General features: G+C 44.1%; 22 protein-coding genes, 1 riboswitch and 1 other annotated feature. Of the genes, 7 read left to right on the forward strand and 15 right to left on the reverse strand.

Going from position 1 to position 23,103, the window contains the following annotated elements:
* Positions 1 to 94: 94 nt before the first annotated feature.
* The 4 genes from ACYVRS_RS11075 to ACYVRS_RS11090 all read right to left on the reverse strand — a co-directional run bounded on the left by ACYVRS_RS11075 (position 95) and on the right by ACYVRS_RS11090 (position 5,155).
* On the reverse strand, positions 95 to 1,102 hold the full coding sequence (locus ACYVRS_RS11075; RefSeq protein ID WP_461203372.1) for an LPXTG cell wall anchor domain-containing protein: 1,008 nt from the start codon (positions 1,100 to 1,102) through the stop codon (positions 95 to 97).
* 123 nt (positions 1,103 to 1,225) lie between these two features.
* Entirely contained in the window at positions 1,226 to 3,190 is a 1,965-nt protein-coding gene (locus ACYVRS_RS11080) for a glucose PTS transporter subunit IIA (RefSeq protein WP_461203373.1), read from the reverse strand.
* Positions 3,190 to 4,098 carry an N-acetylmuramic acid 6-phosphate etherase gene (gene murQ / locus ACYVRS_RS11085; protein ID WP_313538033.1) on the reverse strand — a complete coding sequence of 303 codons (909 nt, stop codon included), beginning with the start codon at positions 4,096 to 4,098 and terminating at the stop codon, positions 3,190 to 3,192. Before murQ ends, ACYVRS_RS11080 begins: the two co-directional genes overlap by 1 nt.
* Positions 4,091 to 5,155 carry a DUF871 domain-containing protein gene (locus ACYVRS_RS11090; protein WP_461203374.1) on the reverse strand — a complete coding sequence of 355 codons (1,065 nt, stop codon included), beginning with the start codon at positions 5,153 to 5,155 and terminating at the stop codon, positions 4,091 to 4,093. Before ACYVRS_RS11090 ends, murQ begins: the two co-directional genes overlap by 8 nt.
* A gap of 250 nt (positions 5,156 to 5,405) precedes the next feature.
* Between ACYVRS_RS11090 and def the strand changes: the two genes are divergently transcribed.
* The gene (gene def, locus ACYVRS_RS11095; RefSeq protein WP_054115806.1) at positions 5,406 to 5,969 is read left to right on the forward strand and encodes a peptide deformylase; all 564 of its coding nucleotides are present in this window, start codon (positions 5,406 to 5,408) and stop codon (positions 5,967 to 5,969) included.
* 56 nt (positions 5,970 to 6,025) lie between these two features.
* Here the strand turns inward: def and ACYVRS_RS11100 are convergent, their stop codons facing one another.
* The 11 genes from ACYVRS_RS11100 to ACYVRS_RS11150 all read right to left on the reverse strand — a co-directional run bounded on the left by ACYVRS_RS11100 (position 6,026) and on the right by ACYVRS_RS11150 (position 15,695).
* Positions 6,026 to 7,237 carry a M20 family metallopeptidase gene (locus tag ACYVRS_RS11100; RefSeq protein ID WP_312498359.1) on the reverse strand — a complete coding sequence of 404 codons (1,212 nt, stop codon included), beginning with the start codon at positions 7,235 to 7,237 and terminating at the stop codon, positions 6,026 to 6,028.
* Positions 7,238 to 7,289: 52 nt separating this feature from the next.
* Positions 7,290 to 8,132, reverse strand: a complete 843-nt coding sequence (locus ACYVRS_RS11105) for a MetQ/NlpA family ABC transporter substrate-binding protein (RefSeq protein WP_461203375.1) — start codon at positions 8,130 to 8,132, stop codon at positions 7,290 to 7,292.
* 29 nt (positions 8,133 to 8,161) lie between these two features.
* A complete protein-coding gene (locus tag ACYVRS_RS11110; protein ID WP_461198767.1) occupies positions 8,162 to 8,842 on the reverse strand; it encodes a methionine ABC transporter permease in 681 nt (226 codons plus the stop codon).
* On the reverse strand, positions 8,843 to 9,919 hold the full coding sequence (locus tag ACYVRS_RS11115) for a methionine ABC transporter ATP-binding protein (protein ID WP_313538039.1): 1,077 nt from the start codon (positions 9,917 to 9,919) through the stop codon (positions 8,843 to 8,845). It lies immediately after the preceding gene.
* Positions 9,920 to 10,271: 352 nt separating this feature from the next.
* Positions 10,272 to 10,508: a binding site (T-box leader), on the reverse strand.
* A gap of 63 nt (positions 10,509 to 10,571) precedes the next feature.
* Complete coding sequence (locus ACYVRS_RS11120; protein ID WP_313538041.1) at positions 10,572 to 11,075, reverse strand: cysteine hydrolase family protein; 504 nt, start codon at positions 11,073 to 11,075, stop codon at positions 10,572 to 10,574.
* Positions 11,076 to 11,085: 10 nt separating this feature from the next.
* A complete protein-coding gene (locus ACYVRS_RS11125) occupies positions 11,086 to 11,604 on the reverse strand; it encodes a 3H domain-containing protein (RefSeq protein WP_313538043.1) in 519 nt (172 codons plus the stop codon).
* A gap of 3 nt (positions 11,605 to 11,607) precedes the next feature.
* A complete protein-coding gene (locus ACYVRS_RS11130) occupies positions 11,608 to 12,453 on the reverse strand; it encodes a chorismate mutase (RefSeq protein ID WP_313538045.1) in 846 nt (281 codons plus the stop codon).
* A 58-nt stretch (positions 12,454 to 12,511) separates the two neighbouring features.
* On the reverse strand, positions 12,512 to 13,198 hold the full coding sequence (locus ACYVRS_RS11135; protein WP_312498371.1) for an NAD-dependent protein deacylase: 687 nt from the start codon (positions 13,196 to 13,198) through the stop codon (positions 12,512 to 12,514).
* Positions 13,199 to 13,413: 215 nt separating this feature from the next.
* The gene (locus tag ACYVRS_RS11140) at positions 13,414 to 14,544 is read right to left on the reverse strand and encodes a M20/M25/M40 family metallo-hydrolase (protein WP_313538047.1); all 1,131 of its coding nucleotides are present in this window, start codon (positions 14,542 to 14,544) and stop codon (positions 13,414 to 13,416) included.
* A 36-nt stretch (positions 14,545 to 14,580) separates the two neighbouring features.
* The gene (locus tag ACYVRS_RS11145; protein WP_054115796.1) at positions 14,581 to 15,033 is read right to left on the reverse strand and encodes a YjiG family protein; all 453 of its coding nucleotides are present in this window, start codon (positions 15,031 to 15,033) and stop codon (positions 14,581 to 14,583) included.
* Complete coding sequence (locus tag ACYVRS_RS11150; protein WP_461203376.1) at positions 15,030 to 15,695, reverse strand: nucleoside recognition domain-containing protein; 666 nt, start codon at positions 15,693 to 15,695, stop codon at positions 15,030 to 15,032. Before ACYVRS_RS11150 ends, ACYVRS_RS11145 begins: the two co-directional genes overlap by 4 nt.
* Positions 15,696 to 15,938: 243 nt before the next feature.
* Between ACYVRS_RS11150 and ACYVRS_RS11155 the strand changes: the two genes are divergently transcribed.
* The 6 genes from ACYVRS_RS11155 (at position 15,939) to ACYVRS_RS11180 (ending at position 22,992) form a co-directional block, all read left to right on the forward strand.
* Positions 15,939 to 16,241: a hypothetical protein gene (locus tag ACYVRS_RS11155; RefSeq protein ID WP_054115795.1), complete on the forward strand. Its 303-nt coding sequence runs from the start codon at positions 15,939 to 15,941 to the stop codon at positions 16,239 to 16,241.
* A 142-nt stretch (positions 16,242 to 16,383) separates the two neighbouring features.
* Positions 16,384 to 16,556: riboswitch (Lysine riboswitch) on the forward strand.
* A gap of 115 nt (positions 16,557 to 16,671) precedes the next feature.
* Positions 16,672 to 18,261: an ABC transporter permease subunit gene (locus ACYVRS_RS11160; protein WP_312542053.1), complete on the forward strand. Its 1,590-nt coding sequence runs from the start codon at positions 16,672 to 16,674 to the stop codon at positions 18,259 to 18,261.
* 11 nt (positions 18,262 to 18,272) lie between these two features.
* The gene (locus ACYVRS_RS11165) at positions 18,273 to 19,007 is read left to right on the forward strand and encodes an amino acid ABC transporter ATP-binding protein (protein WP_312498376.1); all 735 of its coding nucleotides are present in this window, start codon (positions 18,273 to 18,275) and stop codon (positions 19,005 to 19,007) included.
* 204 nt (positions 19,008 to 19,211) lie between these two features.
* Positions 19,212 to 20,561: a branched-chain amino acid transport system II carrier protein gene (gene brnQ / locus ACYVRS_RS11170; protein WP_313538050.1), complete on the forward strand. Its 1,350-nt coding sequence runs from the start codon at positions 19,212 to 19,214 to the stop codon at positions 20,559 to 20,561.
* Positions 20,562 to 20,683: 122 nt separating this feature from the next.
* Positions 20,684 to 22,189 carry a helix-turn-helix domain-containing protein gene (locus tag ACYVRS_RS11175; RefSeq protein WP_313538052.1) on the forward strand — a complete coding sequence of 502 codons (1,506 nt, stop codon included), beginning with the start codon at positions 20,684 to 20,686 and terminating at the stop codon, positions 22,187 to 22,189.
* Between the two features lie 155 nt (positions 22,190 to 22,344).
* On the forward strand, positions 22,345 to 22,992 hold the full coding sequence (locus tag ACYVRS_RS11180; RefSeq protein ID WP_461203377.1) for a helix-turn-helix domain-containing protein: 648 nt from the start codon (positions 22,345 to 22,347) through the stop codon (positions 22,990 to 22,992).
* The last annotated feature ends 111 nt before the right edge of the window (positions 22,993 to 23,103 follow it).

Raw genomic sequence — 23,103 nt, forward strand, 5'->3', positions numbered from 1 at the left:
GATATTTCATTTTCAAAAAACCTAAAAAAACTGTACAAGCATGCACGCCTGTACAGTATGGAAATCATACGTGATAGTTAGAAAAAAATAACAATCATTTCTTTTTTCTTCTCCAGATAATAATGCCTACGATTAGAATCAAAACCACACCCGCAATGCCTAATAATGGGCTTTTGGATTCGTTGGTTTTTGGCAACTGGTCATTGTCTTGCGCAGCGGTTTGTGTTGCTGAAGTGTCGCTTTGGTTCCCACTGCTTGCAACAGTTTCAACTGTAGTGTTCGTGGCTTGTTGACTGTCATCGGTTGTTTCAGTCGTTTCTGTTGGCAGATACATCGATTCGTTGACTGCATGAATGATCCAAGCGATCCTGCCTGGGAACAATGATTCACCATTTGTTTGGGCTTCAACGGTGTCCAGTTGTGTCAAGATAGATGCCAACCATTCGTCCGTCACAGATTGATTGAATGTCAGAAAAATTCCATTTGCTGGATATAAGGTTTTCAGGTAGGTTTGCAATTGATCAATATCAGGTATCATTGCAGAAAAGGTCGCATAACTGCTGGGATCAAATGCCAATTGCGGTTCGATCGCGGCCCATGACAATGTTTGATCAATAAATAAAGCCCGAACGATTTTTCCCAAAAAACCAATATCAAAGCCCATCGCATCACTAGAATAGCGCAAAGCCAGCTGATTCGCTTGGGCAAGTTGTTCGTCTGTCAGCTGATCTAGGTCCGATTTGGTCAAGGCAGTCACACTGCCTTCACTGATTCCTGTCTGCAGTCCTTGCCGCATGTCATTCGGTTGATCTTGTGCAGAAAAGTTCTGGATATCCGTTGACTCTCCGGTTTCTGATTGGATCGAATCGATCACATCCGCTGCGTCAATGGTTTCTGTCGTCGTATCAACCGTACTGCTTGTTGTCGTTGGATCCTCACTCGCTGATTGGCTCTCTTTTGTTGCTTCTGAACTAGATTCACTTGTCATTTCGAGACTCGAATCAAGGCTCTGAAATGTATCAACACTTGTCGATTCCTCTGCCAAAGTCGTCAACGGTGATAAGAAAAGGATAAAGCAACTTAGCCAAAAAACTTTTTTCATGATTCTTCTCCTCCAACTAGGTCCTATATTTGTAACAAAACTGTAACATAAGTCCAAATAATCAGCAATCGATTTACCTAAAACTTAAAAAATACCCCACCCTTTAAAAAAGATGGGGTATGATCATTTCACATTTAAAACCATTTCGCCAGCGTTCGTTTGCCCAGTTTTCAGCATACCTAATGTCGATACTGCATCCATATTGGTCACCAGTACCAGCATTTCAGCAGCTTTTTGATGAGCTTTCAATTGCGCCAAGTCTACTTGCGCCACTTGTGTGTCAGATGTAACTTCTTGTCCAACCTCAACGAACACATCAAAAGGCATTCCTTTCAGTTCTACTGTGTCGACACCCATATGCAAGAGTACCTCTAACCCAGAAGAAGTGGTAAAGCCAATCGCATGTTTTGTAGGAAAAACTGCGGTGACGGTTCCTGATACAGGTGCATAAACGGCCCCATTCTCCGGTAATACAAAGTAACCGTCTCCCATCATTTTTTGTCGAAAGACTGGATCACTTGATTCCGTCAATGCTTTCGTTTGACCATTTGCAACGGCATAGAACGTCGTTGTTGTGTCTTGTACGGACCGTTCATTTGTATTTTCTGCTGCTGTCGCTTGCGGTACAACAGTTTCTGTCCCTGCTTCTTTCACCGCTGCAAGCCGATCTTTGGGAATACCAAAGAAATAGGTCGCAACAAAACCACCTGCATAGCCTGCTAATAACCCAAAGATATACCCTAACCAATGGCCATTCGCAATCAATGGGATCAAGGCCATTCCGGATGGTCCAATGGCTGTAGCGCCAATATTAGAGAGGGCACCAATGACCGCACCACCTATCCCGCCACCTATACAAGCAGTGATAAAGGGCCGACCTAATGGCAATGTCACACCATAGATCAATGGTTCGCCAATCCCTAAAATACCAACCGGCAGCGCGCCTTTGATCATTTCTGTCAATTCTTTGTCTTTGCGCAGCCGCACCCATAATGCCAATGCAGCACCGACTTGACCGGCGCCTGCCATTGCAAGGATCGGCAGCAATTGCGTACTGCCAGTTGCTTCAATCATTTGAATATGGATAGGTGTCAGGATTTGATGCAGACCAAACATCACCATTGGTAGAAAGGCTGCGCCCAACACAAAGCCAGAAAATGCACCGCCAACATTCAAGACCCAGTTGATTGAGCCCACCAAGCTATCTGAGATTGCCCCTGCCAACGGCATGATCAAGAAAATTTCCGCTAACCCAATGATCAATAGACATAATGTCGGAGTCACAATGATATCAATTGCTTCAGGAATCACTTTGTGCAAAACAGCTTCTAGTTTTGCCAATAACCAGACCGCGAAAATCACCCCTAAGATCCCGCCTTGGTTGGCGACTAACGCTTCGCCAGTAAACAAGTTTTGGATCGGTGCATCTGGGTTCATCCCAGATAATAAGATCACAGAACCGATGACACCCCCTAATGTTGGGTTTGCTTTGAACACTTGTGCGGCATTGACCCCAGTGAAAATCGCTAGGTAAGTGAACATCCCATTTTTTAAGATATTCAGGATCATGACATAATAGTTCCACGTGTCCCCGTCTAATCTGCCCGCGGTGATCAAATTCGTTAAGACAGAAGCTATCCCTGCCACCAAACCCGCACCCACGAAGGCGGGAATCATCGGTACAAAAATATTTGAGATATCTTTCAACAATGATTTGAAGGGAGATTGTTTCTGTTTTGCCTTTTGCGCCGCCTTCATTTCAGCTGTCTTCGCACTTAAAGCGTCTTTGCCAGATAGCGTACTCTGCGGGATTTCTTGCCCAAGATCAACACCTGCTTGTGCCACCATCGCATTGGCCACTTTGTTGACTTTCCCAGGGCCGATAATCACTTGCAACTGTTCATCGTTGACTACACCCATGACACCTGGAATGTCTTTGAGACCTTGCTGATCCACCTTGTCATGATCGCGAACCGTCATGCGGACCCTAGTCATGCAGTGATTGACACTCTCTACATTGTCTATGCCACCAGAGGCAGCAAAGATTTTCGCTGCCAATTCTTCCACTGATAAAGCTTCTTTTGCCATTATCCTTCTCCCCCAATCGCCGCTTTAACAAAATCATGTCCGGCCGTTAGTTTATTTTGCGCTTCTTCCTTGTCACTATCAGTCAAGAGCATCACGATCGCCAGTTTGACATTTTGCTCAGCTGCTTCAAAAAACTTAGTAGCAGTCTGATAATCAGCTTCCGTAGCTTGCATGATAATGCGCTTGCTCCGCTCCACCAATTTATCATTGGTCGCTTTGACATCGACCATCAAATTATTATACACCTTGCCAATACCGACCATCGAAATCGTTGAGATCATATTCAAAATCAATTTCTGTGCTGTGCCTGATTTTAATCGCGTTGAACCTGTCAAAAACTCTGGCCCGCAATCCACTTCGATAGGCAAGCTTGCATGCGCCGAAATTTCCGCCTGCTTGTTGCAAGCAATCGTTGCTGTGGTGGCGCCGATTTGATTGGCATAGTCGAGCGCCCCAATCACGTAAGGTGTCCGGCCGCTGGCAGCAATCCCAACCACCATATCTTTATCTGATAGTGTCAAATCAAACAGATCTTGTTTCCCTAAGGTCATAGAATCTTCTGCCCCTTCGACTGCCACCGTCATGGCCTTTTCTCCGCCGGCAATCAATCCGACAACTAATTCTGGCGCTACACCAAAAGTCGGTACACATTCTGCAGCATCTAAAACGCCCAGACGACCGCTAGTGCCTGCCCCTAAGTAAATCAAGCGGCCACCTTTTTTTAGCGAGGCAATCGTCGCTTCAATGACCTTTTCGATACTTGGCAATTCTTTTTCTACTGCGGCGGCGACTTTCTGATCTTCTCGGTTCATCTTTTGACACGCTTCCGCAATCGTCATCTCATCTAAATTCGTTGTTTCATTGTTGCGTCTTTCTGTAGTCAAGTTGTCTAAATTGATTTTACTCATTGGAATCATCTCTTTCTATTTTGAATCGCATGCCTGCGCGTATATGTTGGATCAAAGGTAAATCTGCATCGATCACCTGTGCAGCTACATTGACCCGCGGATCCGATGGCAGTGGTTGTTTACATACTTGGATTTCTCCCATATATCGGGCATAGGCTTGATTATCGATCGTTACTGCCCCAATCGGTCGTTCTCGCGGGGCTTCTGTTTTGACTAAAGGAACTTCACCGAAACGAGCCTCGGCACTGCGCAAGACATCTCTCGCTTCATCTTGTCGATTTTGATGCACCCCCAGCACGTCATCTAGGTAAGCTGACCCGCACTCCTTGACTCTTAAGGGAACGACATCATATTGCGTATATTCATTGAACTGCTGGATACTTTGCTGCGTCAATCCTCCATCTCCGATATATATCGCATCCACCGTACCTGATTGCTGTAAGGCCAATGCAGCTGCAAATGGTGCCATGCCTCGATGTTCTTCTAATGTAGGTAAACCAGCATATAAAGGACCCCGCAATCGGTCATCCCCGGGCACAAAAGCTTGTACATAGAAGCCTTTGTCTTTCAACCAGCGATTTTTGTCTAGCACCCATTGTTCATCCAATCCTGTTTCCGGTCGCGGATAATAATTGTGCCAAGCTTCTAATTGCGTAAAGTCAGCGCCAAAGTCCTGCAGTTCTTGGACATCTTTTTCCGTCAACGTACTGGCATTCAATGCAATACGGAGGTGATGTGAAAATCGGGCGATTTGTTGATTGTCGATTGCGTAATCCATCCGCAACCCTGTAACACCTATAGCTGCCAATTCCTCCAAGCGATCGATAGAAAAGCCCGCATCAGTCAGCGCGTGACCCGAAATATCAACCATCAAAGACATATGATGGGTTTTGGCAAAGCCGCCAATTACCGCTAAACGCTCACGGTATTTGCTGCGATCATCTTCAGGAATATGCATCGATGTAAACATGCCTTTGAAAGAAATGGCCATTTCTTCCATTTGTGCCAGATCATCGGGTGTTAAATCTTGATTCATAAATACAGAAAAGCCAAACATCTTTTCTCCTCCTTGTTCAATATCTACAAGTGATACCGTTTTCTACAATTGCATTATAACTGACGGCGCTTTCTATTGCAACTATATTTCATAAAATATTTATTTAATTAGAAATATAGTTTCACATCATAAGAAATGTTTGCGCTGCTGAACATTCTTATGACGATAATTTAACAGTTGTGGTACACTTTATAAGGAATGAATATTTGATATTCGTATTTTTTACATAGTAGGAGGAGTCACATCATCAATGATTACAATGGATGATATCATTCGCGAAGGCAATCCGACTTTACGCGAAGTAGCCAAAGAAGTACCTTTTCCATTAAGCGATGAAGATATCGCATTAGGAAAAGACATGATGACATTTTTAGAGAACAGCCAAGATCCTGTCAAAGCAGAAGAACTTGAACTGCGAGGCGGCGTTGGGCTGGCTGCCCCACAGTTAGATATTTCAAAACGTATCACAGCAGTTTTGGTTCCTAGCAGTGATCCTGAGAACCCTGAGCCAGAGTTTAAAGATGTACTTTACAATCCTAAGATCTTGAGCCACTCGGTCCAAGAAGCTTGTTTAGGTGAAGGGGAAGGCTGTCTTTCAGTTGACCGCGAAGTGCCTGGCTATGTCGTGCGCCACGCACGCATCACCATTAGTTACTATGATATCAACGGTAAGAAGCAAAAAGTTCGCCTGAAGAACTATCCAGCCATTGTGATCCAACATGAAATCGATCATTTGAATGGCGTCATGTTCTACGATCATATCAACGAAAAGAATCCTTTCTCATTAAAAGAAGGTATCTTAGTGATTGATTAGCTGCAAGACAAAAAACCGCACCTTTGAGAAGGGTGCGGTTTTTTGTCTTGCTTATGTTAATTTCCTTTCGCTAAACGCACTTGATGGTCTGCTTTGATTTTGACCAATAATTCTGGCTGTTGGAATAAATCCAGTGCTGTCAGTGCCAACAATTCCGCGGCAATAGCAATCGATTGCAACCCTTTGTCGCTTTTGGCAGCTGCTTTGAATTCTTCTGAGTGGCCAGCAATATATGGGTCTGAGATCGAAACGGTGGGTTGGATCGTTGGGATCACTTGGCTGACATTGCCGACATCAGAAGAGCCTAAACTGGTTTTTGCTTCTGTGTCAATCTCATTTTCCGGTACTCCAGCGTCTGCGGCATGGGCAAAGAACAGCGCATCGAAGCTTGGGGTAACGATCACATCATCTACAGAATTTTGGAATAAGCCGAAATCATACGTTGCACCAGTAGCTAATGCTGCCCCTTTGACAATATTCTCAACTTTCTCATAGACGTCATTTAAGGTCGCACGGTTGCTGGCCCGCAAATAAAAGCGGCCCGCTGCATATTCAGGCACGACATTGGCTGCAACACCGCCATCGGTGATCACACCATGGATGTTGACATCCTTTGGCAAATGCAAGCGTAACCCATTGATTCCGTTGAAGACTTGGATCAGCGCTTCTAAAGCATTGATGCCTTTTTCTGGGGCTGCGGCGGCATGAGAAGCGCGGCCATAGAATTTGATATCAACAGGATCATTGGCTAAAGAAGCCGTTGTTGCGCCATAGCGGTGGGCGGGGTGTACGCACAATGCTGCATCTACATCATCAAAGAACCCTTCACGGACGAAGCTGCCTTTAGCTGAACCGTTCTCGCCACCTTCTTCACCTGGGGTACCATAGACGCGAATCTCGCCACCGATTTCAGCAACAAAAGATTGCAGTGCACTCGCCGCTAAGACAGAATACGTCCCGAATAAGTTATGACCGCACGCATGGCCGATACCAGGCAAGGCATCAAATTCAGCAAGAAACGCAATCACGGGGCCAGGTTTGCCGCTTTGATACCGCGCATCAAAACCTGTTCGATGGCCAGCGACATCTTTTTTGACATGGAAGCCTTCTTTTTCAAGTTGCGCGATCAAGGCATCTGATGAATAAAATTCATAGTTGCTGACTTCGGGATGGGCATGAATATCCAGCGCCAATGCTTGGTATTCAGGTAATCTTTCTTCAATAAATGCTTTGATGGTAGAATTTTTAGTTGTAGTTGCAGTCGTCATCTCTATTCTCTCCTCTACATGCTGATTGATTTTATTATAGTTTGTCAGTAGCCTATTTTGCACCAAACGTTTCCCATGCAGGAACACTTGACCCTTTCGATGTTTCTTCGATCACTTTCTTGGTTTCAACTGTTTGATAAGCGGCCACAACTTTTTGATAGATTTCGTTGTCTTCGTCTTCTTTGCGGGCAGCAATAATATTTACATAAGGACGAGCGGTTTCATCCACTGGTTCTAGGAAAATCGCGTCTTCTGTTGGTACAAAGCCCGCATCTACAGCCATTCCGCTATTGATCACAGAAATATCAACATCTGACAATGCTCTTGCGGTTTGCGCAGCATCTAATTCCGAAATATCCAATTGCAAGTCATTTTCAGTGATATCTGCCACTGTTGGTGTTTGTCCTGCGGCTTCATCGACTTTGATCAAACCTGCTGTTTGCAGCAGCAATAATGCCCGACCACCATTCGTGACATCATTAGGGATCGCAACTTTCGCCCCTTCCGCCAAATCTTTGACATCAGTGATTTTATCAGAGTAGATGCCTAAAGGCGCATTGACGGTATTCCCGATCGATACCAGATCAGTCCCAAACTCTTCGTTATAATTGTCTAAGAAAAACTGATGTTGGAACGCATTGATATCGATGGATCCATCCGCTAAAGCTTGATTCGGTTGGTTGTAATCCGAAAATTGGACATACTCTAAATTGATGCCTTCTTCTTTCAAGCGTTCTTTGACACTATCCCAAACGTCCGTATCCGCACCAATCAAGCCTAATTTAACAGTTACTTCTTCTTGTGAACTATCCGTTGAAGCGCTGCTGCTGTTACCGCACCCGCTAATCAATAATAATGCTGCCCCTAACACAACTGTTTGAATCCATTTTTTCATTTTTTATTCCTCCAAGTTTTCGCTATTTTTTAATGAGATACGCGTTTGACCAAAAGATTGCTGATAAATTGACTGATGAAGACCAAGACCAAGATAATCAATGTCGCCATAATGGTCACATCACTTTGGAATCGATTGTAGCCACGCGTGATGGCGAGATTGCCTAACCCGCCGGCACCCACAGCACCAGCCATTGCCGTCAAACCAATGACATTGATGATCGTCAGTGCAGAAACGCGAATGATGCCCGCCAATCCTTCTGGTAAATACACTCTAAATATAATGCCGATCGGACTCGTACCCATCGCTTCAGCTGCTTCAACAACGCCTGGATCGACTTCCAATAAAGAAATCTCGATCTGACGTGCAAAAAAGGGAATGATTCCAGCAATCAACGGCACTAACGCAGCTGTTTCACCTATCGTCGTCCCCACGATCAAACGGGTGAACGTACCCAATAATGCCAGTAATATGATAAATGGAATCGAACGTACGATGTTGATCACTTTATCCAAAAGTTCAAACAACCCACGATTTTCTAAAATACCGCCTGGTCTAGTCACCACTAAGACGATCCCCAATAAGATGCCCAGAATGCCGGCGATCAATGCTGTCCAAAACGTCATGTAGAGCGTCTGGATCGTGGCAGCGACAAACTCATCTGAAATGGCCACTACATTGGGAAAATATCGTTCAAATAAAGCCCCCATTTAAAACCCTCCCTCAATCACATTGTTTAATGGTTCTGCATGATTTTCTTTGATGATGTTGGTATACACACCATGTTCTTTCAAATAAGCCAATGCCCGTTTCCGTTGTTGATACTCTCCGGATAAGCTAACGATCAAACTGCCGATCGGCACCTCTTGTAAAATCTCGACGTTGCCATACAAGATATTGGTCGTCACTTTGTAACGGCTATACAGTTGCGCTATCAGCGGTTCGTTGGTCTGATCGCCAACATAAGAAAGCTCAACCAACCATTCATTTGGTGCCAACGCAGAAAATTTGGTGCTGCCTAAAATCGTTTCTAAGGCTTGATCAATATGTGTGGCTGTCCGAATAAAATCTTTGGTCAACGGTTTTTCCGGCTTGCTGAAGATTTGAATACTAGACCCTTGTTCGATGACCTCGCCATCTTCCATAACTGCGACTTTGTTGCAGATTTCTTTGACGACTTGCATTTCATGCGTGATGATCACGATCGTCAATCCTAACTTGCGATTCAGCTTTTTGAGCAAAGCTAAGATCTGCAAAGTGGTTTTGGGATCCAATGCGCTGGTAGCTTCATCACAGAGCAAAATCTGCGGATCGTTGGCTAATGCTCTCGCAATGGCGACCCGCTGTTTTTGCCCCCCAGATAATTGACTGGGAAACGCCTCGGCTTTTTCTTCCAACCCAACAAGCGCCAATAAATCTGTCACTTTTTGACGACGTTCCTGTTTGGATCTGCCCGCATATTTCAGGGAGAAATCCACGTTGTCAAAAACATTGCGACTGTTCATCAAGTTGAAGTGCTGAAAGATCATCCCGATCGTTTTTCTTTTCTCGCGTAAAGCTTTTGCCGACAATGCCGTCAAATCTGTGCCATCCACAACGACTTGCCCTTGCGTTGGGCGTTGCAAGAGATTGATCACCCGTACCAACGTACTTTTACCGGCCCCTGAATAACCAACAATGCCGTAGACATCTCCTTTATCGACTTCTAATGACACTTGTTTGACTGCTTGGATCGCAGTTTTTTTTGGTTGATTGAATGTGACTGATATATCTTTTAAAGAAATCATGTACTTCCTCCTTTATTTTCTTCAACTACGCAAAAAGCGTCCTCAAGCAAACCAATGATTGATTTGCTTGAGGACGCTTTTTGCGTGTTACCACCTCTGTTCAAGCCTTGCTCACACAAGACTCCTTTTCAAGTACCTACATACTCTAGCGAGATAACGGTCGCTGCCGTCGCTGCCTTGCAGGTATCTGCTCGGAACGAATCACTCCTTGGCCATTTTCTATCCGTGTTTTTTTGCTTCTTTTCAGCTGCCGAAGCTCTCTTTTGAAAAAAACTGCCGTATATACTTACCAATTCATCGTGTTTGATACTATTTTTATGTACAAAAAAATCCTTTTATCAGCCTAAGCTAATAAAAGGACGAAAGTTCGCGGTACCACCTTTTGTTCGGAAAGTTGCCTTTCCCTTGACCCAACATCTGTCTGCACAGAGATTGGCGCTCGCGGTATCGGTCGAGCAGTCCGTGATTGCCTACTTATCGACAATCAATCCTCCAAGGCCATTGTTCAACGCTTCTGACTTAACTCTTTCCACCAAACAGAGTCTCTCTTTAAAGTTTCGTCGTTTACTTTCCTTATCATCAGATCTATTTATTCTTGTTGTCATGTACTTTACTGGAAAATGCACTCCTTGTCAACACAAAAAATCATTTTTTATGGTTGCGGCAATATGCGGGCATAGCGTCCTTGCCAGATTCCTTCATACCAGTCGATGATTGCCGGTGCCGACAATCCATTGCTGGGATACGTACTCGTTGCATAGCTATACAGGCTGTTTTTATAACCCAAACCATGGGCAAACTTGATCGTTCCGTCCATACAATACTCTGTTTGCGCCCCTGCAAATTCAATCGACCCAACACCTAAATCAACCAAAATCGATTGTAGATTGGTTTGAAAAAAACTATTGGCATGTGTTTTCCGAACATATCTATCACTTTTTTCTTGATGCAGTTCAGGATACAATTGCCACGATGATTCTCCATAAATCAATGCCTCATCTTCGTGCTGTACAAATATAATGGGACGTGCAGCTGCCCGATACCTATCAATGCGCTGATTGGTAAAAGCAATCAGTTCTTCCAGATGATCAATCGTTGCGCCGTTTTCATTGCACACACCATTCTGCAGATCAATCACCAGTAATACATCTTCCATATGATCACTCCTAATTTTGATAGAGCATACCTTGTTCTGCCAATAATGCTTTGGCTTTGACCAAGTCCGCTGCATCTTGATAGCGCAGCGTATGCAGATGGATGCCATTGGTCAAGTCTGACAATAATCGCGCCTCAGCATGTTGACTCCTTGCCATAAAGTCCGCTACATCTTGCGCTGTTTGAATACGCAGACTCCCTGTCAATTCTCCATATATGTCGTGTTCTACCACCACATCTAACACTTCCAAGTGGCAAGCAACAAAAATATTCAGTTCCGCTTCTGTTTGTGCCGGTGTATGCTGAACGGCGATTTTGGTGACATTGCCCTCAGCAGCCATCAGTGCTTGCAGCCGATATCCTCTTGCAGTAGCGACGATTTCTTCTCCAGCCGCCCGCATCAAGGCAATATCCCCAACAATGATTTGTCGGCTCACACCTAGTGCATCTGCCAATTTGCTGGCACTGATTGCTTTATCTGCTGCTTGCAAAGCGGCTAAGATTTGGGTGCGTCTCGTTGTCCCATCCATTCCTTAATCCTCCAGTCGTTGATTTTGATACGCTCTTGAATGCGCCATGATCGATTCAAATGAAGCAACGATTGTTTCTTCAAAAGCTTTATTTGATACAGATTGACGGATATTGTCTAACACTTTGGCCTCACGATTTTCATCTAAGACCGGCATGTGGCTTGATTTTTTGACTTGGGCGATCTCATTGACCGTTGTCATGCGTTTTTCTAACAAGTGGGTGATCTGCCCATCGATTTGATCGATTTCTTCCCGTAAAGGCTGCAATGGATCTGCGGATTCTGCTTCATTCAAATCGATTGTTTTGATCACGCGGGCCGGATTGCCTGCGATCACCACATTGTCAGGAAATGATTTGGTGACAACACTTCCTGCCCCGACAACGACATTGTTGCCTAAGCGCACGCCAGGGACAATCGTTGCGGCCCCTCCGATCCAGACATTGTCGCCAATCACGATGGGTGCACCTAATTCAAGACCGCTATTGCGTTTGACCGGATGCAGTGGGTGGGTGGCAGTAAACAAACGGACATTGGGTGCCAACATACAATTATCGCCGATCGTGATTGGACAAACATCTAGCAAAATACAATCATAATTGGCATAAAAGTTTTTGCCAATAGAAATGTTATAGCCGTAATCGAAACGTACATTCGGTTCGATGTAAATCCGTCCGCTGACCGTACCAAAGGTTTCTTTCAATAGCTGTTCTTTGACTTTTTCATCGGTTTCTTGATTGATCAACGCCATTTGTTCCCGGGCATATTTTCGATCTGCAGTCAATTCTGGATCTGGTGCGAAATACAATTCACCAGCAATCATTTTTTCTTTTTCTGTCCGTTCTGTCATTGTTTTTCCTCCGTTATGTGCCGTATTCTTTTCATTAACGGCGCGTTATTCTTCATTTTTAAACTAATGCAAAGATGTCTTCGCCGCGCGCCAATACTTGCTCAGCTGCGATACCCGCAACTGGGGTTTGGTTGATCACCAACACTGACGGTGTTTGCTGGTACTGGATCAAACCGGCAAAGGGATACACTTGCAATGACGTACCTACGACAACCAGCAATTCGGCTTGCATTACAGCAGAAATCGCCGCTTCAATCTGAGCATCTGCGAACCCTTCTTCGTAAAGGACGATATCCGGGCGAATTTGCCCCCCGCACGCTAGATGATGCCAATCTGTCAAATAGGTTTCCCATGGAACAGTTTGGCCGCATTTCCGGCAATAACAATGGTAAAGACTGCCGTGAAAATCGATGCAATGATGGCTGCCAGCTTTTTTGTGGAGGCCATCAATGTTTTGCGATACCGTCCAGACAGGCCGTGACGTTTCAAGCGCTGCAATGGTTCGATGAATCACATTGGGCTTGGCATGAGGATGATACAAGTGTTGAACAAATTGATAAAAGGTATCCGGTTCATTGACCATACAGGTATGGCTCAATAAATACTCGGGTTGCTGAATCCCTTGATAAACCCCTTTTAACGAGCGATAATCAGGAATGCCAGAAGGCGTTGAAACCCCTGCACCAGTCAAAAAAGTACAGCTCTTGGCTTCTCGAATCAGTTTGGCAGCAGTTTGGCTATCCATGGTTTCCCTTCTTTCTTCCAATATTTTCAGGTTGGTTATGTATGGTATCTAGTATACCATTTTGCGCCGCATAATCACTAGCTTTTGCCAATTATCTAACGATGACTAGGACTGTATCCCGCAGTAGTTTTCCCTTACGATGCTGCACAAAAAAACGCCTCAGCAATCGACATTGCGGTCGTTGCTGAGGCGTAAAAAAATGTTTCGTACAACTATCAGATAGCAGTGTCGGTTTGGGCTGCTTCTTGGACAAGTGCAATCGTCATGGCCACCAATTGCTGCAATTCTTCGATTGGCATTTTTTCATTGACTGTGTGAATGTCTTCATAGCCGCAGGCAAGCACACCCATTTCAACACCTAAGCCATTGAAGATATTGGCATCGCTGCCGCCGCCAGCTGCAAATGATTGGTACGTCCGTCCTATTTTGGCAGCAGCAGCGGCGGCCATACGGACAGCTTTGCAGTCGTCAGAAAGTTGAATACTCGAAAAATTCACCTTGGCTTCTGCTTGGACTTTCCCACCCATGCTCGCAGCCGTTTCTTCCAAAATGGTCAACATCTCATCCACTTGGTGCGCCAATTTCTCTTGATCAAAAGAACGGACTTCTCCGATGATCTCTACATGATCTGCTACCACATTCGTCGGACCAGTAGCCATAAAGGTGCCGATGTTGGCGGTGGTTTCACCATCGATTCTTCCCAATGTCATTTTTGCCACCGCTTTAGCAGCTATTTCGATTGCTGATACACCTTTTTCCGGTGCGACACCGGCATGAGCTGTGATGCCATTCACCGTTGCTTTGATTTCTGCCGCGCCTGGTGCAGCGGTCTTCATCCCGCCAACAGCTCCGCCAGTATCTAATGCATAACCGATTTGCGCTCTGAGATGCGCTGGATCGATTGCTTTGGCCCCCAGCAAACCAACTTCTTCCCCAACGGTAAAGATTATTTGCAGATCCCCATGAGGGATCTTTTGTTCCTGAATCGTCCGTACTGTTTCTAAAATTGCGGCAACACCCGCTTTGTCGTCCGACCCAAGAATGGTTGCACCTTTTGACGAAATCACACCATCGATACATTGTGGTTGAATACTTTTTCCTGGGCTCACCGTGTCGATATGGGCATTCAGCAACAATGGTTCAGCATCGGGGATATTTCCCGGTAGAAAGGCCAGCAGATTGCCTGACCCTAACCCTGTGATTGGTTGACTATCATCTTCAAACACCTCGATCGCCAATTCTTTCAATGTGTGCAGCAGATAGTCGGCAACGTTTCTTTCTTGTCCTGATTCCGAATCGATTTGTACCAATGTGCAAAACGTGGTGAACAATCTTTCTTGATCCATGTCAAATCCTCCTTTTGTCTGGTCTATCACTAGATATTATACAAACAAGCGCATGGTCAGCATGGCCAACGCCGCGTTGATCAATGAAATCAAAAACATGTGGAGATTATACTTCGTTGGCAATGCTGCGGTACCTAGAATACGACCCAAATATTGGACTTGTGAGCCAATCAAATAGATCGCCGGCAACAAAATCGTCGCTTCCGCTCCCGTCAGTTCTCCGGCTGCAATCAGGCCAGCTGCAATCCCAACGCCGCCGCCCATGGACAACCAAGCACCCATCAAAACAGTTGCCGCCACCCCTGGTAAGCCAAATATCACCATCACAGGACGGAAAAGCTGCCCGATCAAAACCAATGCCCCAGTTAATTCCAGTACCTGAATCAACGCAAAAGCAAAAATAATATTCGGGATCGTCGAATGAACGGCAATCTGAAAACCATTCCGTGCGCCTTCGACAAATGCATCAATCACTGAACCTTTTTTCATATCTGCACCTCTCCTTCTGGCGATCCATTGATGGGAAATCTGTTCAGATACAAACGCATCAAATTAGCACCTAGAATTTTATAAAAGAAAATCACCAACAAAGGAACCAAAATCGGCACGTTCCCTAAAAAAGGAAACAGTGCTGCCCCACTTCCCAGAAAATTGGTCAGCGCGGCGCCAGCTGAAAACTGAAATGCGCAAAAAATGATTTTTTCCTTTGCATCTAAGCGATTCTCCTCAGATATTTGCTTCATCATCGAAGCACCCGCGTCGGCAGATTGCAGGCTTGCGACCAATGCAATCCCTGAAGAACCTGGGATACCTAACAATGGGCGTAACAAAGGACTCAATAAATGTTCTGCCGCATTCAATCCATCAAAGTGCTCCACGATTTTGATGATCCCAAGCGAGAACATGACTGCCGGTACCAACGATAAGGCAAAGAGAAAGCCATCTCGAACCCCCGTTCCATCGATGCCTCTGAATGAACTTGCAAGGACACCATCCCCTTCGCCTAAGTCCCCCAACACACCAAACTCACCGACAATATTGTTAAAATCCAACGCTTGTAGAGGACCTTCGCTTGCTGTAAAAAGTCCGGAAAAAAATAGAAAAATAAGAATGAGTGCTGCGTATCCTGTCCATCGTACTTTCGTTTCCAATTTGCGCCTCCAATAAATAACGTATTTTTATTCAATTGTTCAAAGTTATTTTAACATAATTGACCAATATATCAAAAATATTTTGGGGTGCTATTTTCATTCTTTCGTTTGACTGTTCGTTGCCATTGATTTTTTTATTGATCCGCTGCATGATGCAGTAAAACATTTTTCAAGTTGAATCTTTCATGACTTTTTTGCTAAAACATGGTAAACTATTCACGAATTAAAGTGAGGTGAAATACATTGGTAGCATTTCTTATTTATTGGGCAATGATCATCATTAGTTTTGGTTGGTTAGCAGTCAGCTTATACTTCTCTATTTTCTATTTGGCACGTAAAGAAAATGGAAATCTATGGGCCTTTGGTTTATTAAACGTCATTACAGCTATTATTCAAGCCATCGTGCTTGTGGTCTATCGTTCATTAGGCCAAGATTGGGGCGTCACACAATATTCAAGCTTGATTTACTTAGCGCTTGGTCTATTGTTGGGACTCACAGTGATCCAAGCTGTTTTGGGTCGTGAACCAAAAGCGAAAGTTGCATAATCGATGAATCGATACACACAAAGACGGCCCTACTTTCTGATTGAGAAAGATAATGGTCGTTTTTTTGTTAAAAAGAATTGACATTCGCTAGAAATTCTTCTAAACTCTGATAAGAATCAAATTAAATACGAGTCCCCTTTAACATTTAGGTAGAGGTCGCGAGGTTCATTAATCCTGCTGAGTGCAGCAACACGTTAACAGCAGAGCTAGGGAATATCGCCGAAACAAAGTTGGTTTTGCTAGAATCACTCTGTTGGGCCGCAAATGAATAATTTGCGGACTGTCTTAGCTTCGCTAAGTTGCGCTATGTTTTGTGAAAGGTTTGTCGACAAAAACCTGTCCACAGCCGTTTTCCAATCATGGAGTACGGCTGTTTTTTGTGCTTTTTCACCCATGCCTGCCTGTTTTGCTCGTGAAAGGAAAGAGAAAAATGAAAAAACATTATTGGATTTGGGCCTTATTCGCCCTCTGTTTGTCGTTCGGTCAATGGACTTCACCTGTGGCCGCGGATGAACAAACACCCCCTGATCAATTCCGGGTTGGCATGGAAGCTGGCTACGCCCCTTTCAACTGGACCCAAACGACGGATGCCAACGGTGCCGTACCTATCTCAGGAGAGGAAGGTTCAGCTTTTGCTGGCGGCTATGACGTCCAAATCGCCAAAAAGATCGCAGAGGGTCTAGGCAAAGAGTTGGTGATCGTCAAAACCCAATGGGATGGTTTGGCGCCAGCCTTGCAATCTGGAACGATCGATGCCGTGATCGCCGGGATGTCGCCCACAGCAGAACGTCGGGAACAAATCGACTTCACCGATCCTTACTATGAATCAGACCTAGTGGTCGTTGTACGTAAAGATGGTGACTTCGCAGATGCCAAAAGTTTGGCAGATTTATCTGGCGCGAAAATCACAGCGCAATTAAATACCTTCCATTATACCGTGATCGATCAGATCCCTGATGTCGACAAGGAACAAGCCATGCGTGATTTTTCTTCCATGCGGGTGGCATTGGCTTCTGGTATCATTGATGGGTATGTCAGTGAACGTCCAGAAGGTGTCACAGCTGTCGGTGCCAATCCAGATTTAGAGATGATCGAATTTGCAGATGGCGCAGGATTTGAAACCAATCCTGAAGACGTGCAAGTCGCTGTAGGTATGCGTAAAGGCGATAGCGACGTTGCCGCTGTCAATCAAATTTTAGCTGGTATCTCTCAAGAAGAACGGACCGATTTGATGGATCAAGCAATCATTCAACAACCAGCAGATGCCAGTGGCGAAACCGCTGATCAAGGACTGATCGCAGATTTCAAAAAAATCATTGATGATTATGGGCTGTTGTTCTTGCGCGGTGCCGGACTGACCTTGTTCATCGCCATCGTATCAACAGCCATTGGCTTGCTGATTGGTTTACTGGTCGGTGTCTTCCGTACATTGCCATTATCTGAAAACCCAGTCAGCCGTTTCTTCCAGCGTGTCGTCAATGGTTTATTGACGATTTATATCGAAGTCTTTCGCGGTACACCAATGATGGTGCAAGCGATGGTCATCTTCTATGGGACGGCATTGGCTTTCGGTGTATCGATGAATCGGACAATAGCAGCCTTATTGATCGTGTCGATCAATACTGGAGCCTATATGTCTGAAATTGTGCGCGGCGGGATCTTCGCCGTTGATGATGGCCAGTTTGAAGCGGCTCAAGCAATCGGAATGACCCACTGGCAAACCATGATCAAAGTCGTTTTACCGCAAGTCATGCGCAATATCTTGCCAGCGACAGGAAATGAAATCATCATCAATATCAAAGATACAGCTGTTTTGAGTGTCATTAGTGTAGCCGATCTGTTCTTCCAAGGAACCTCTGCTGCCGGAACGAACTTCCAATATTTCCAAACATTTGCGATCATCGGTGTCATCTATCTGGTCCTGACTGTCAGTGCGACACAGATTTTACGTTTTGTAGAGCGTAAAATGGATGGCCCTAGCGCTTATGTAAAATTGGAAGACATCAACCCAAATGAATAAGGAGGAAGAACATGTCAGCAATCATTGAAATCAACCGTTTGAAAAAAAGTTTTGGCGACAACGAAGTTCTAAAAGATATTAGTTTGTCTGTCAACAAAGGTGAAGTCGTGACGATCATTGGTTCTTCCGGCTCAGGAAAATCAACCTTGCTTCGCTGTATCAATTTATTAGAAAAGCCCACCAGTGGTGAAATTGTCTATCTCGGAGAAAATGTGTTGGAAAAAGGGTATGATCTGCCGAAATACCGCACCCATTTAGGGATGGTGTTCCAATCATTCAACCTATTCAATAATATGAATGTTTTAGAAAATTGTGTGACTGGTCAAATCACCGTCCTCAAACGTGACCGCAAAGAAGCCGAAGCGATTGCCAAAGAAAACCTTGAGAAAGTCGGCATGGCGCAATATAGCAACGCAAAACCTTCTCAACTGTCCGGCGGACAAAAACAACGGGTGGCCATTGCCAGAGCACTGTCGATGAATCCAGATGTCATGTTGTTTGATGAACCGACTTCAGCACTTGATCCCGAAATGGTCGGCGAAGTCTTGAAAACAATGAATACCTTGGCCCATACAGGACTGACGATGGTGATCGTGACCCACGAAATGGGCTTTGCCAAAGAGGTATCTGACCGTGTGATTTTCATGGATAAAGGGGTCATCGCAGAACAAGGCACACCAGAAGACATTTTTGTCCATCCGCAAGAACAACGTACCAAAGAGTTCCTTTCACGGGTACTTAATTAAAAGAGCAGCTTAAAGAACGCACACCGCTTGACTGGCCTTGTGATTGTATCCAACATGGGTTTTGAGCGGACACTGCGTTCTTTTTTTGTTTGCCGCTGTATAAAGCAAGCTGATTTTTAGGCATTTTTCACTAAAAACTATTGCATTTCATGTCATTTTTTGTTACTTTTTTTAAAACTATGGAATTATAGGAGTCTTTGATTTATGGAAAAGAAATTGCGTTTGAAAGATTATCTTTATGTTGGCTCAATGTTATTTGGGCTGTTTTTTGGTGCTGGAAATCTGATTTTCCCTGTTCATATGGGGCAAGAAGCTGGAGCAAATGTCGGATTGGCCAATCTCGGTTTTTTGGCCACCGGGATCGGATTACCTTTCTTAGGGGTCATCGCCATTGGACTTTCTCAAAGCAGCGGGGTCTTTGAATTGGCCGCCCGGGTCAATCGCCGGTATGCAATGATCTTCACCGTGTTGCTATATTTGGTGATCGGTCCATTTTTTGCATTGCCGCGTCTAGCCACCACTTCCTACGAGATTGGCTTAGCGCCTCATGTGTCTGACAGCCTGAACACACTGCTGCTCGCCTTATTTTCTTGTTTGTTTTTCGGCGCTGCTTGGTGGTTTTCACGTAAACCAAGCAAAATATTAGATTATGTCGGCAAGTTTTTGAACCCTCTGTTCTTGGTCTTGCTAGGGGTGCTGCTGTTGTTTGCTTTCTTGAATCCGCTGGGGGCAACCAGTGAGATTGCGGTGCAAGCCAATTATCAAAGTGATGCTTTCTTTACTGGGTTTACCAATGGATACAATACCCTGGACGCCCTCGCTTCTTTGGCATTCGGGATCATCATCGTCTCAACGATTCGCAATATGGGCATTGAAAAGCCTGCCACCGTCGCGAAAGATACCATTTTATCCGGATCAGTGAGTATCGTCTTGATGGGAATCATCTACACGCTGCTTTCATATATGGGGGCAATGAGTATCGGACAATTCCCTATCAGCGAAAACGGGGGGATCGCTTTAGCCCAGATCGCCAACCATTATCTCGGCACTTTAGGCAGCCTATTGTTGGCTTTGATCGTGATCTTAGCCTGTTTAAAAACAGCCATCGGCTTGATCACAGCATTCTCAGAAACCTTTGCCGGGCTGTTTCCCAATCAAAGCTACGCCTTCTTTATCGGATTGACGAGTATTTTGCCAGCGATCTTTGCCAATGTTGGCTTGACCAAAATCATTGAGTTTTCAACGCCTGTGTTGATGTTTATCTATCCCTTGGCGATCACATTGATCCTTTTGGCGATCATCAGCCCGTTGTTTGGTCATCGTGCCAGCGTGTATCGCATGACGACTTACTTCACACTGATCGCAGCGATCATCGACGGATTGAATGCTTGCCCAGCATTGATCAAAGACACTGCTTTCGTCCAAGCGATTCTGCGTTTCGCTGAAAACTATTTGCCATTTTTCCAAATTGGTATGGGTTGGGTCACTCCAGCAATCATCGGATTTATCATTGGTTTATGTTGGACATGGTTCAAAAAATACCCCGTCAAGTAAAAAATCAGCTAAAATATGCAAAAATATCCTACTTTTTCTTAAAAGGTAGGATACTTTTTTGCATAAAAGACTGACAGGTGGGAAAAAAAACGATACAATAGAGCCAATAAAGGAGGATACTTATGTTTTACGAAGAACTTATGATGGATCCGCAAACATTAATCAAATTTAAAATATTCCGGCGTATGCTGACTTTACAACACCCTAGCCACCCGATTGCCCAATTGGCGAAGGAAATGGAGTTGAGCTACCAACAAGCTTTCATCGAGTTGACTGAGATCGACCAAGATCTGAATGAGTTAACTCCAGATCACATGTCGATACTCGGCCGCGGTGGCAAACTGCAGCCCCAGAATATCGCGGTAACGATCGATGAGTATCGCTTCTATTTATTAAATAAAAGCGTGCCGTTTTTATACGTTCTTTATATGCTGAATGAAGAAGATCCTACGATCACTGATTTCTGCGAAAAATATGATGTCAGCCGCTCCACAGTTTCCCGAAAATTTGAAAAACTAAAAAATCATTTAAAACAATTCCAACTACGCTTTACCTATACCGAATCGAATTTGGTAGGGGATGAACGTTTGGTTCGTCTGTCATTGTTCAATATCATTTGGTTAGGTGTAAGAGGTATCGAATGGCCTTTTGCCCTTCCGGAAGCGGATGCCGAAGCGTTTGTGGATGAATTCAGTGAATATTTCCCAATGACGCATTCCTATTTGGGTCGTTTAGAATTAAAATATTTTGCTGCTTTGGTCTTATTGCGCATCAAAAAAGAAAATTATGCAAAATATGACAAACGCTATAACTTCTTGATGAAGAACAACCGCTATTTAGATTTCGACCGATTAAAAGCCTTTATCGGCGATCGTTTCGCGTTAACTGACAAACAACTTAAAGGCGAATCTGGATTTATTTATTTACTCGCGCAAATGTTTCCTTTCTATCTATCCACAGATGAGCCTGCTTTACAACAAACATTATACTTTTTTGCAGACAAGAAAAATCCTGTCTACCCATTAGTACAAGACTTATTAGCAGAGATGAAAGAAACTGTCTTTGCCTCTCAACCAAGCCTCTTGGATGAGCCATTGATCATCGGTAATCTGATCAACGTGACTTATGGCAATTATGTTTTCAGACAACCATTTCCAAATATCTATCGCTTGCTGAACCCGAGGATCAATCGTGGGGCTGCTGAAGCACAACTACAAGCCAAAATCAGCACTTTTTTGACCAACTATCGCGAAGATGCAACTGTTGATTATTTAAACGATGACAATCAAGAACAAATGGCGATCATGTATACCCATACGCTTCTGCCATTTTATGATCAAATTCGTTATGCTAATCACTTGTATGTGGGTATCGCGTTAGAAGATAACTTTTTATTGGTACAAGGCTTGTCGCAATTCTTGCACGACTTAACCTTTGTGGCTGCGGAACCTTATGACCAAAATCATCAAGCAAAATACGATGTTGTTGTCGGCTCAAGTCAATTATTGAAAAAATTGAACCCTGATACAGCAAGTTATTTATGGGATTATGCCTCTGATGATCGTCAGTATATCGATCTATATCGTTCATTGAAGAATCATTTCGATGAAAAAAATCTATCACTGTAACAGAACCGTCACAGGTTCTTAAGAACTTTCAAAGGGTTTTGTCACAAAATATTCATATTTAAGCCGTATACTTTATGTATACCAACAAACAACCCTAACTAACACTTTTTCATTTTTAACTCCTTCCCACCGGCCACCCACCGGTGGGTGTTTTTTTGTTTGAAACAGGATGTAAACAAGTATTGCAACGGATAGGTGCCCATTTGCAACAAAACTGCACTTGTGCGATACGACTATTTCTTTTATCATTGAAGGAAAAGCAACGGAGGTACGTCATGTTTTCTGAACGGCTAAAAGAACTGCGGAAAAAACAGGGACTTTCTCAATCAGTTCTTGCAGAATATCTCTCAATATCAAGGCAAGCTATCTCGCGCTATGAGAAAGGATCTGCGGAACCAGATCTAAAAAACTTGACACGTATTGCAAATTACTTCGACGTCTCTACAGACTATTTGTTGGGTAACGAAAATCAACCTGCTATAGTCCAAAGTTCTTTAGACCATATCTTTGTTACCAGTATCATCTCAGGGACTCTTTCAGCTTTCTACAAATTTACTTTGTCACCAGTTTTTGCAGCAAAAGCAGATGAACCTACCATTTTACTTTGCGGCATCGATAAACATACCTTTTGGGGCGAGCATTCGGTCCAACTAGCCTTTTATCCTTCCAAAGATGCTGCTGAAAAAGAAATAGAAGCTTTGTATCGTGCCATCTCTAACGGTCATCGAACCTATACACTGCAATTCTTCGTGCCTACAACCAATAAAGGGCGTTTTGGGATTAAAATACTGGATATCTCGTAAAAAAAATGATGATTCTTAAACACTTCCCAATCTTTTCTCCACAAAAAATTCACATTTTCTAGGTATATTATATACATACCAACAAACAACCCTAACTAACACTTTTCATTT

The organism is Enterococcus salsurae, assembly GCF_054784955.1.

Excerpts from the sequence above, each read along its gene's own strand:
- ACYVRS_RS11075 (WP_461203372.1), bottom strand. The coding sequence starts at position 1,102 with ATGAAAAAAGTTTTTTGGCTAAGTTGCTTTATCCTTTTCTTATCACCG.
- ACYVRS_RS11080 (WP_461203373.1), bottom strand. The coding sequence starts at position 3,190 with ATGGCAAAAGAAGCTTTATCAGTGGAAGAATTGGCAGCGAAAATCTTT.
- murQ (WP_313538033.1), bottom strand. The coding sequence starts at position 4,098 with ATGAGTAAAATCAATTTAGACAACTTGACTACAGAAAGACGCAACAAT.
- ACYVRS_RS11090 (WP_461203374.1), bottom strand. The coding sequence starts at position 5,155 with ATGTTTGGCTTTTCTGTATTTATGAATCAAGATTTAACACCCGATGAT.
- def (WP_054115806.1), top strand. The coding sequence starts at position 5,406 with ATGATTACAATGGATGATATCATTCGCGAAGGCAATCCGACTTTACGC.
- ACYVRS_RS11100 (WP_312498359.1), bottom strand. The coding sequence starts at position 7,237 with ATGACGACTGCAACTACAACTAAAAATTCTACCATCAAAGCATTTATT.
- ACYVRS_RS11105 (WP_461203375.1), bottom strand. The coding sequence starts at position 8,132 with ATGAAAAAATGGATTCAAACAGTTGTGTTAGGGGCAGCATTATTATTG.
- ACYVRS_RS11110 (WP_461198767.1), bottom strand. The coding sequence starts at position 8,842 with ATGGGGGCTTTATTTGAACGATATTTTCCCAATGTAGTGGCCATTTCA.
- ACYVRS_RS11115 (WP_313538039.1), bottom strand. The coding sequence starts at position 9,919 with ATGATTTCTTTAAAAGATATATCAGTCACATTCAATCAACCAAAAAAA.
- ACYVRS_RS11120 (WP_313538041.1), bottom strand. The coding sequence starts at position 11,075 with ATGGAAGATGTATTACTGGTGATTGATCTGCAGAATGGTGTGTGCAAT.
- ACYVRS_RS11125 (WP_313538043.1), bottom strand. The coding sequence starts at position 11,604 with ATGGATGGGACAACGAGACGCACCCAAATCTTAGCCGCTTTGCAAGCA.
- ACYVRS_RS11130 (WP_313538045.1), bottom strand. The coding sequence starts at position 12,453 with ATGACAGAACGGACAGAAAAAGAAAAAATGATTGCTGGTGAATTGTAT.
- ACYVRS_RS11135 (WP_312498371.1), bottom strand. The coding sequence starts at position 13,198 with ATGGATAGCCAAACTGCTGCCAAACTGATTCGAGAAGCCAAGAGCTGT.
- ACYVRS_RS11140 (WP_313538047.1), bottom strand. The coding sequence starts at position 14,544 with ATGGATCAAGAAAGATTGTTCACCACGTTTTGCACATTGGTACAAATC.
- ACYVRS_RS11145 (WP_054115796.1), bottom strand. The coding sequence starts at position 15,033 with ATGAAAAAAGGTTCAGTGATTGATGCATTTGTCGAAGGCGCACGGAAT.
- ACYVRS_RS11160 (WP_312542053.1), top strand. The coding sequence starts at position 16,672 with ATGAAAAAACATTATTGGATTTGGGCCTTATTCGCCCTCTGTTTGTCG.
- ACYVRS_RS11165 (WP_312498376.1), top strand. The coding sequence starts at position 18,273 with ATGTCAGCAATCATTGAAATCAACCGTTTGAAAAAAAGTTTTGGCGAC.
- brnQ (WP_313538050.1), top strand. The coding sequence starts at position 19,212 with ATGGAAAAGAAATTGCGTTTGAAAGATTATCTTTATGTTGGCTCAATG.
- ACYVRS_RS11175 (WP_313538052.1), top strand. The coding sequence starts at position 20,684 with ATGTTTTACGAAGAACTTATGATGGATCCGCAAACATTAATCAAATTT.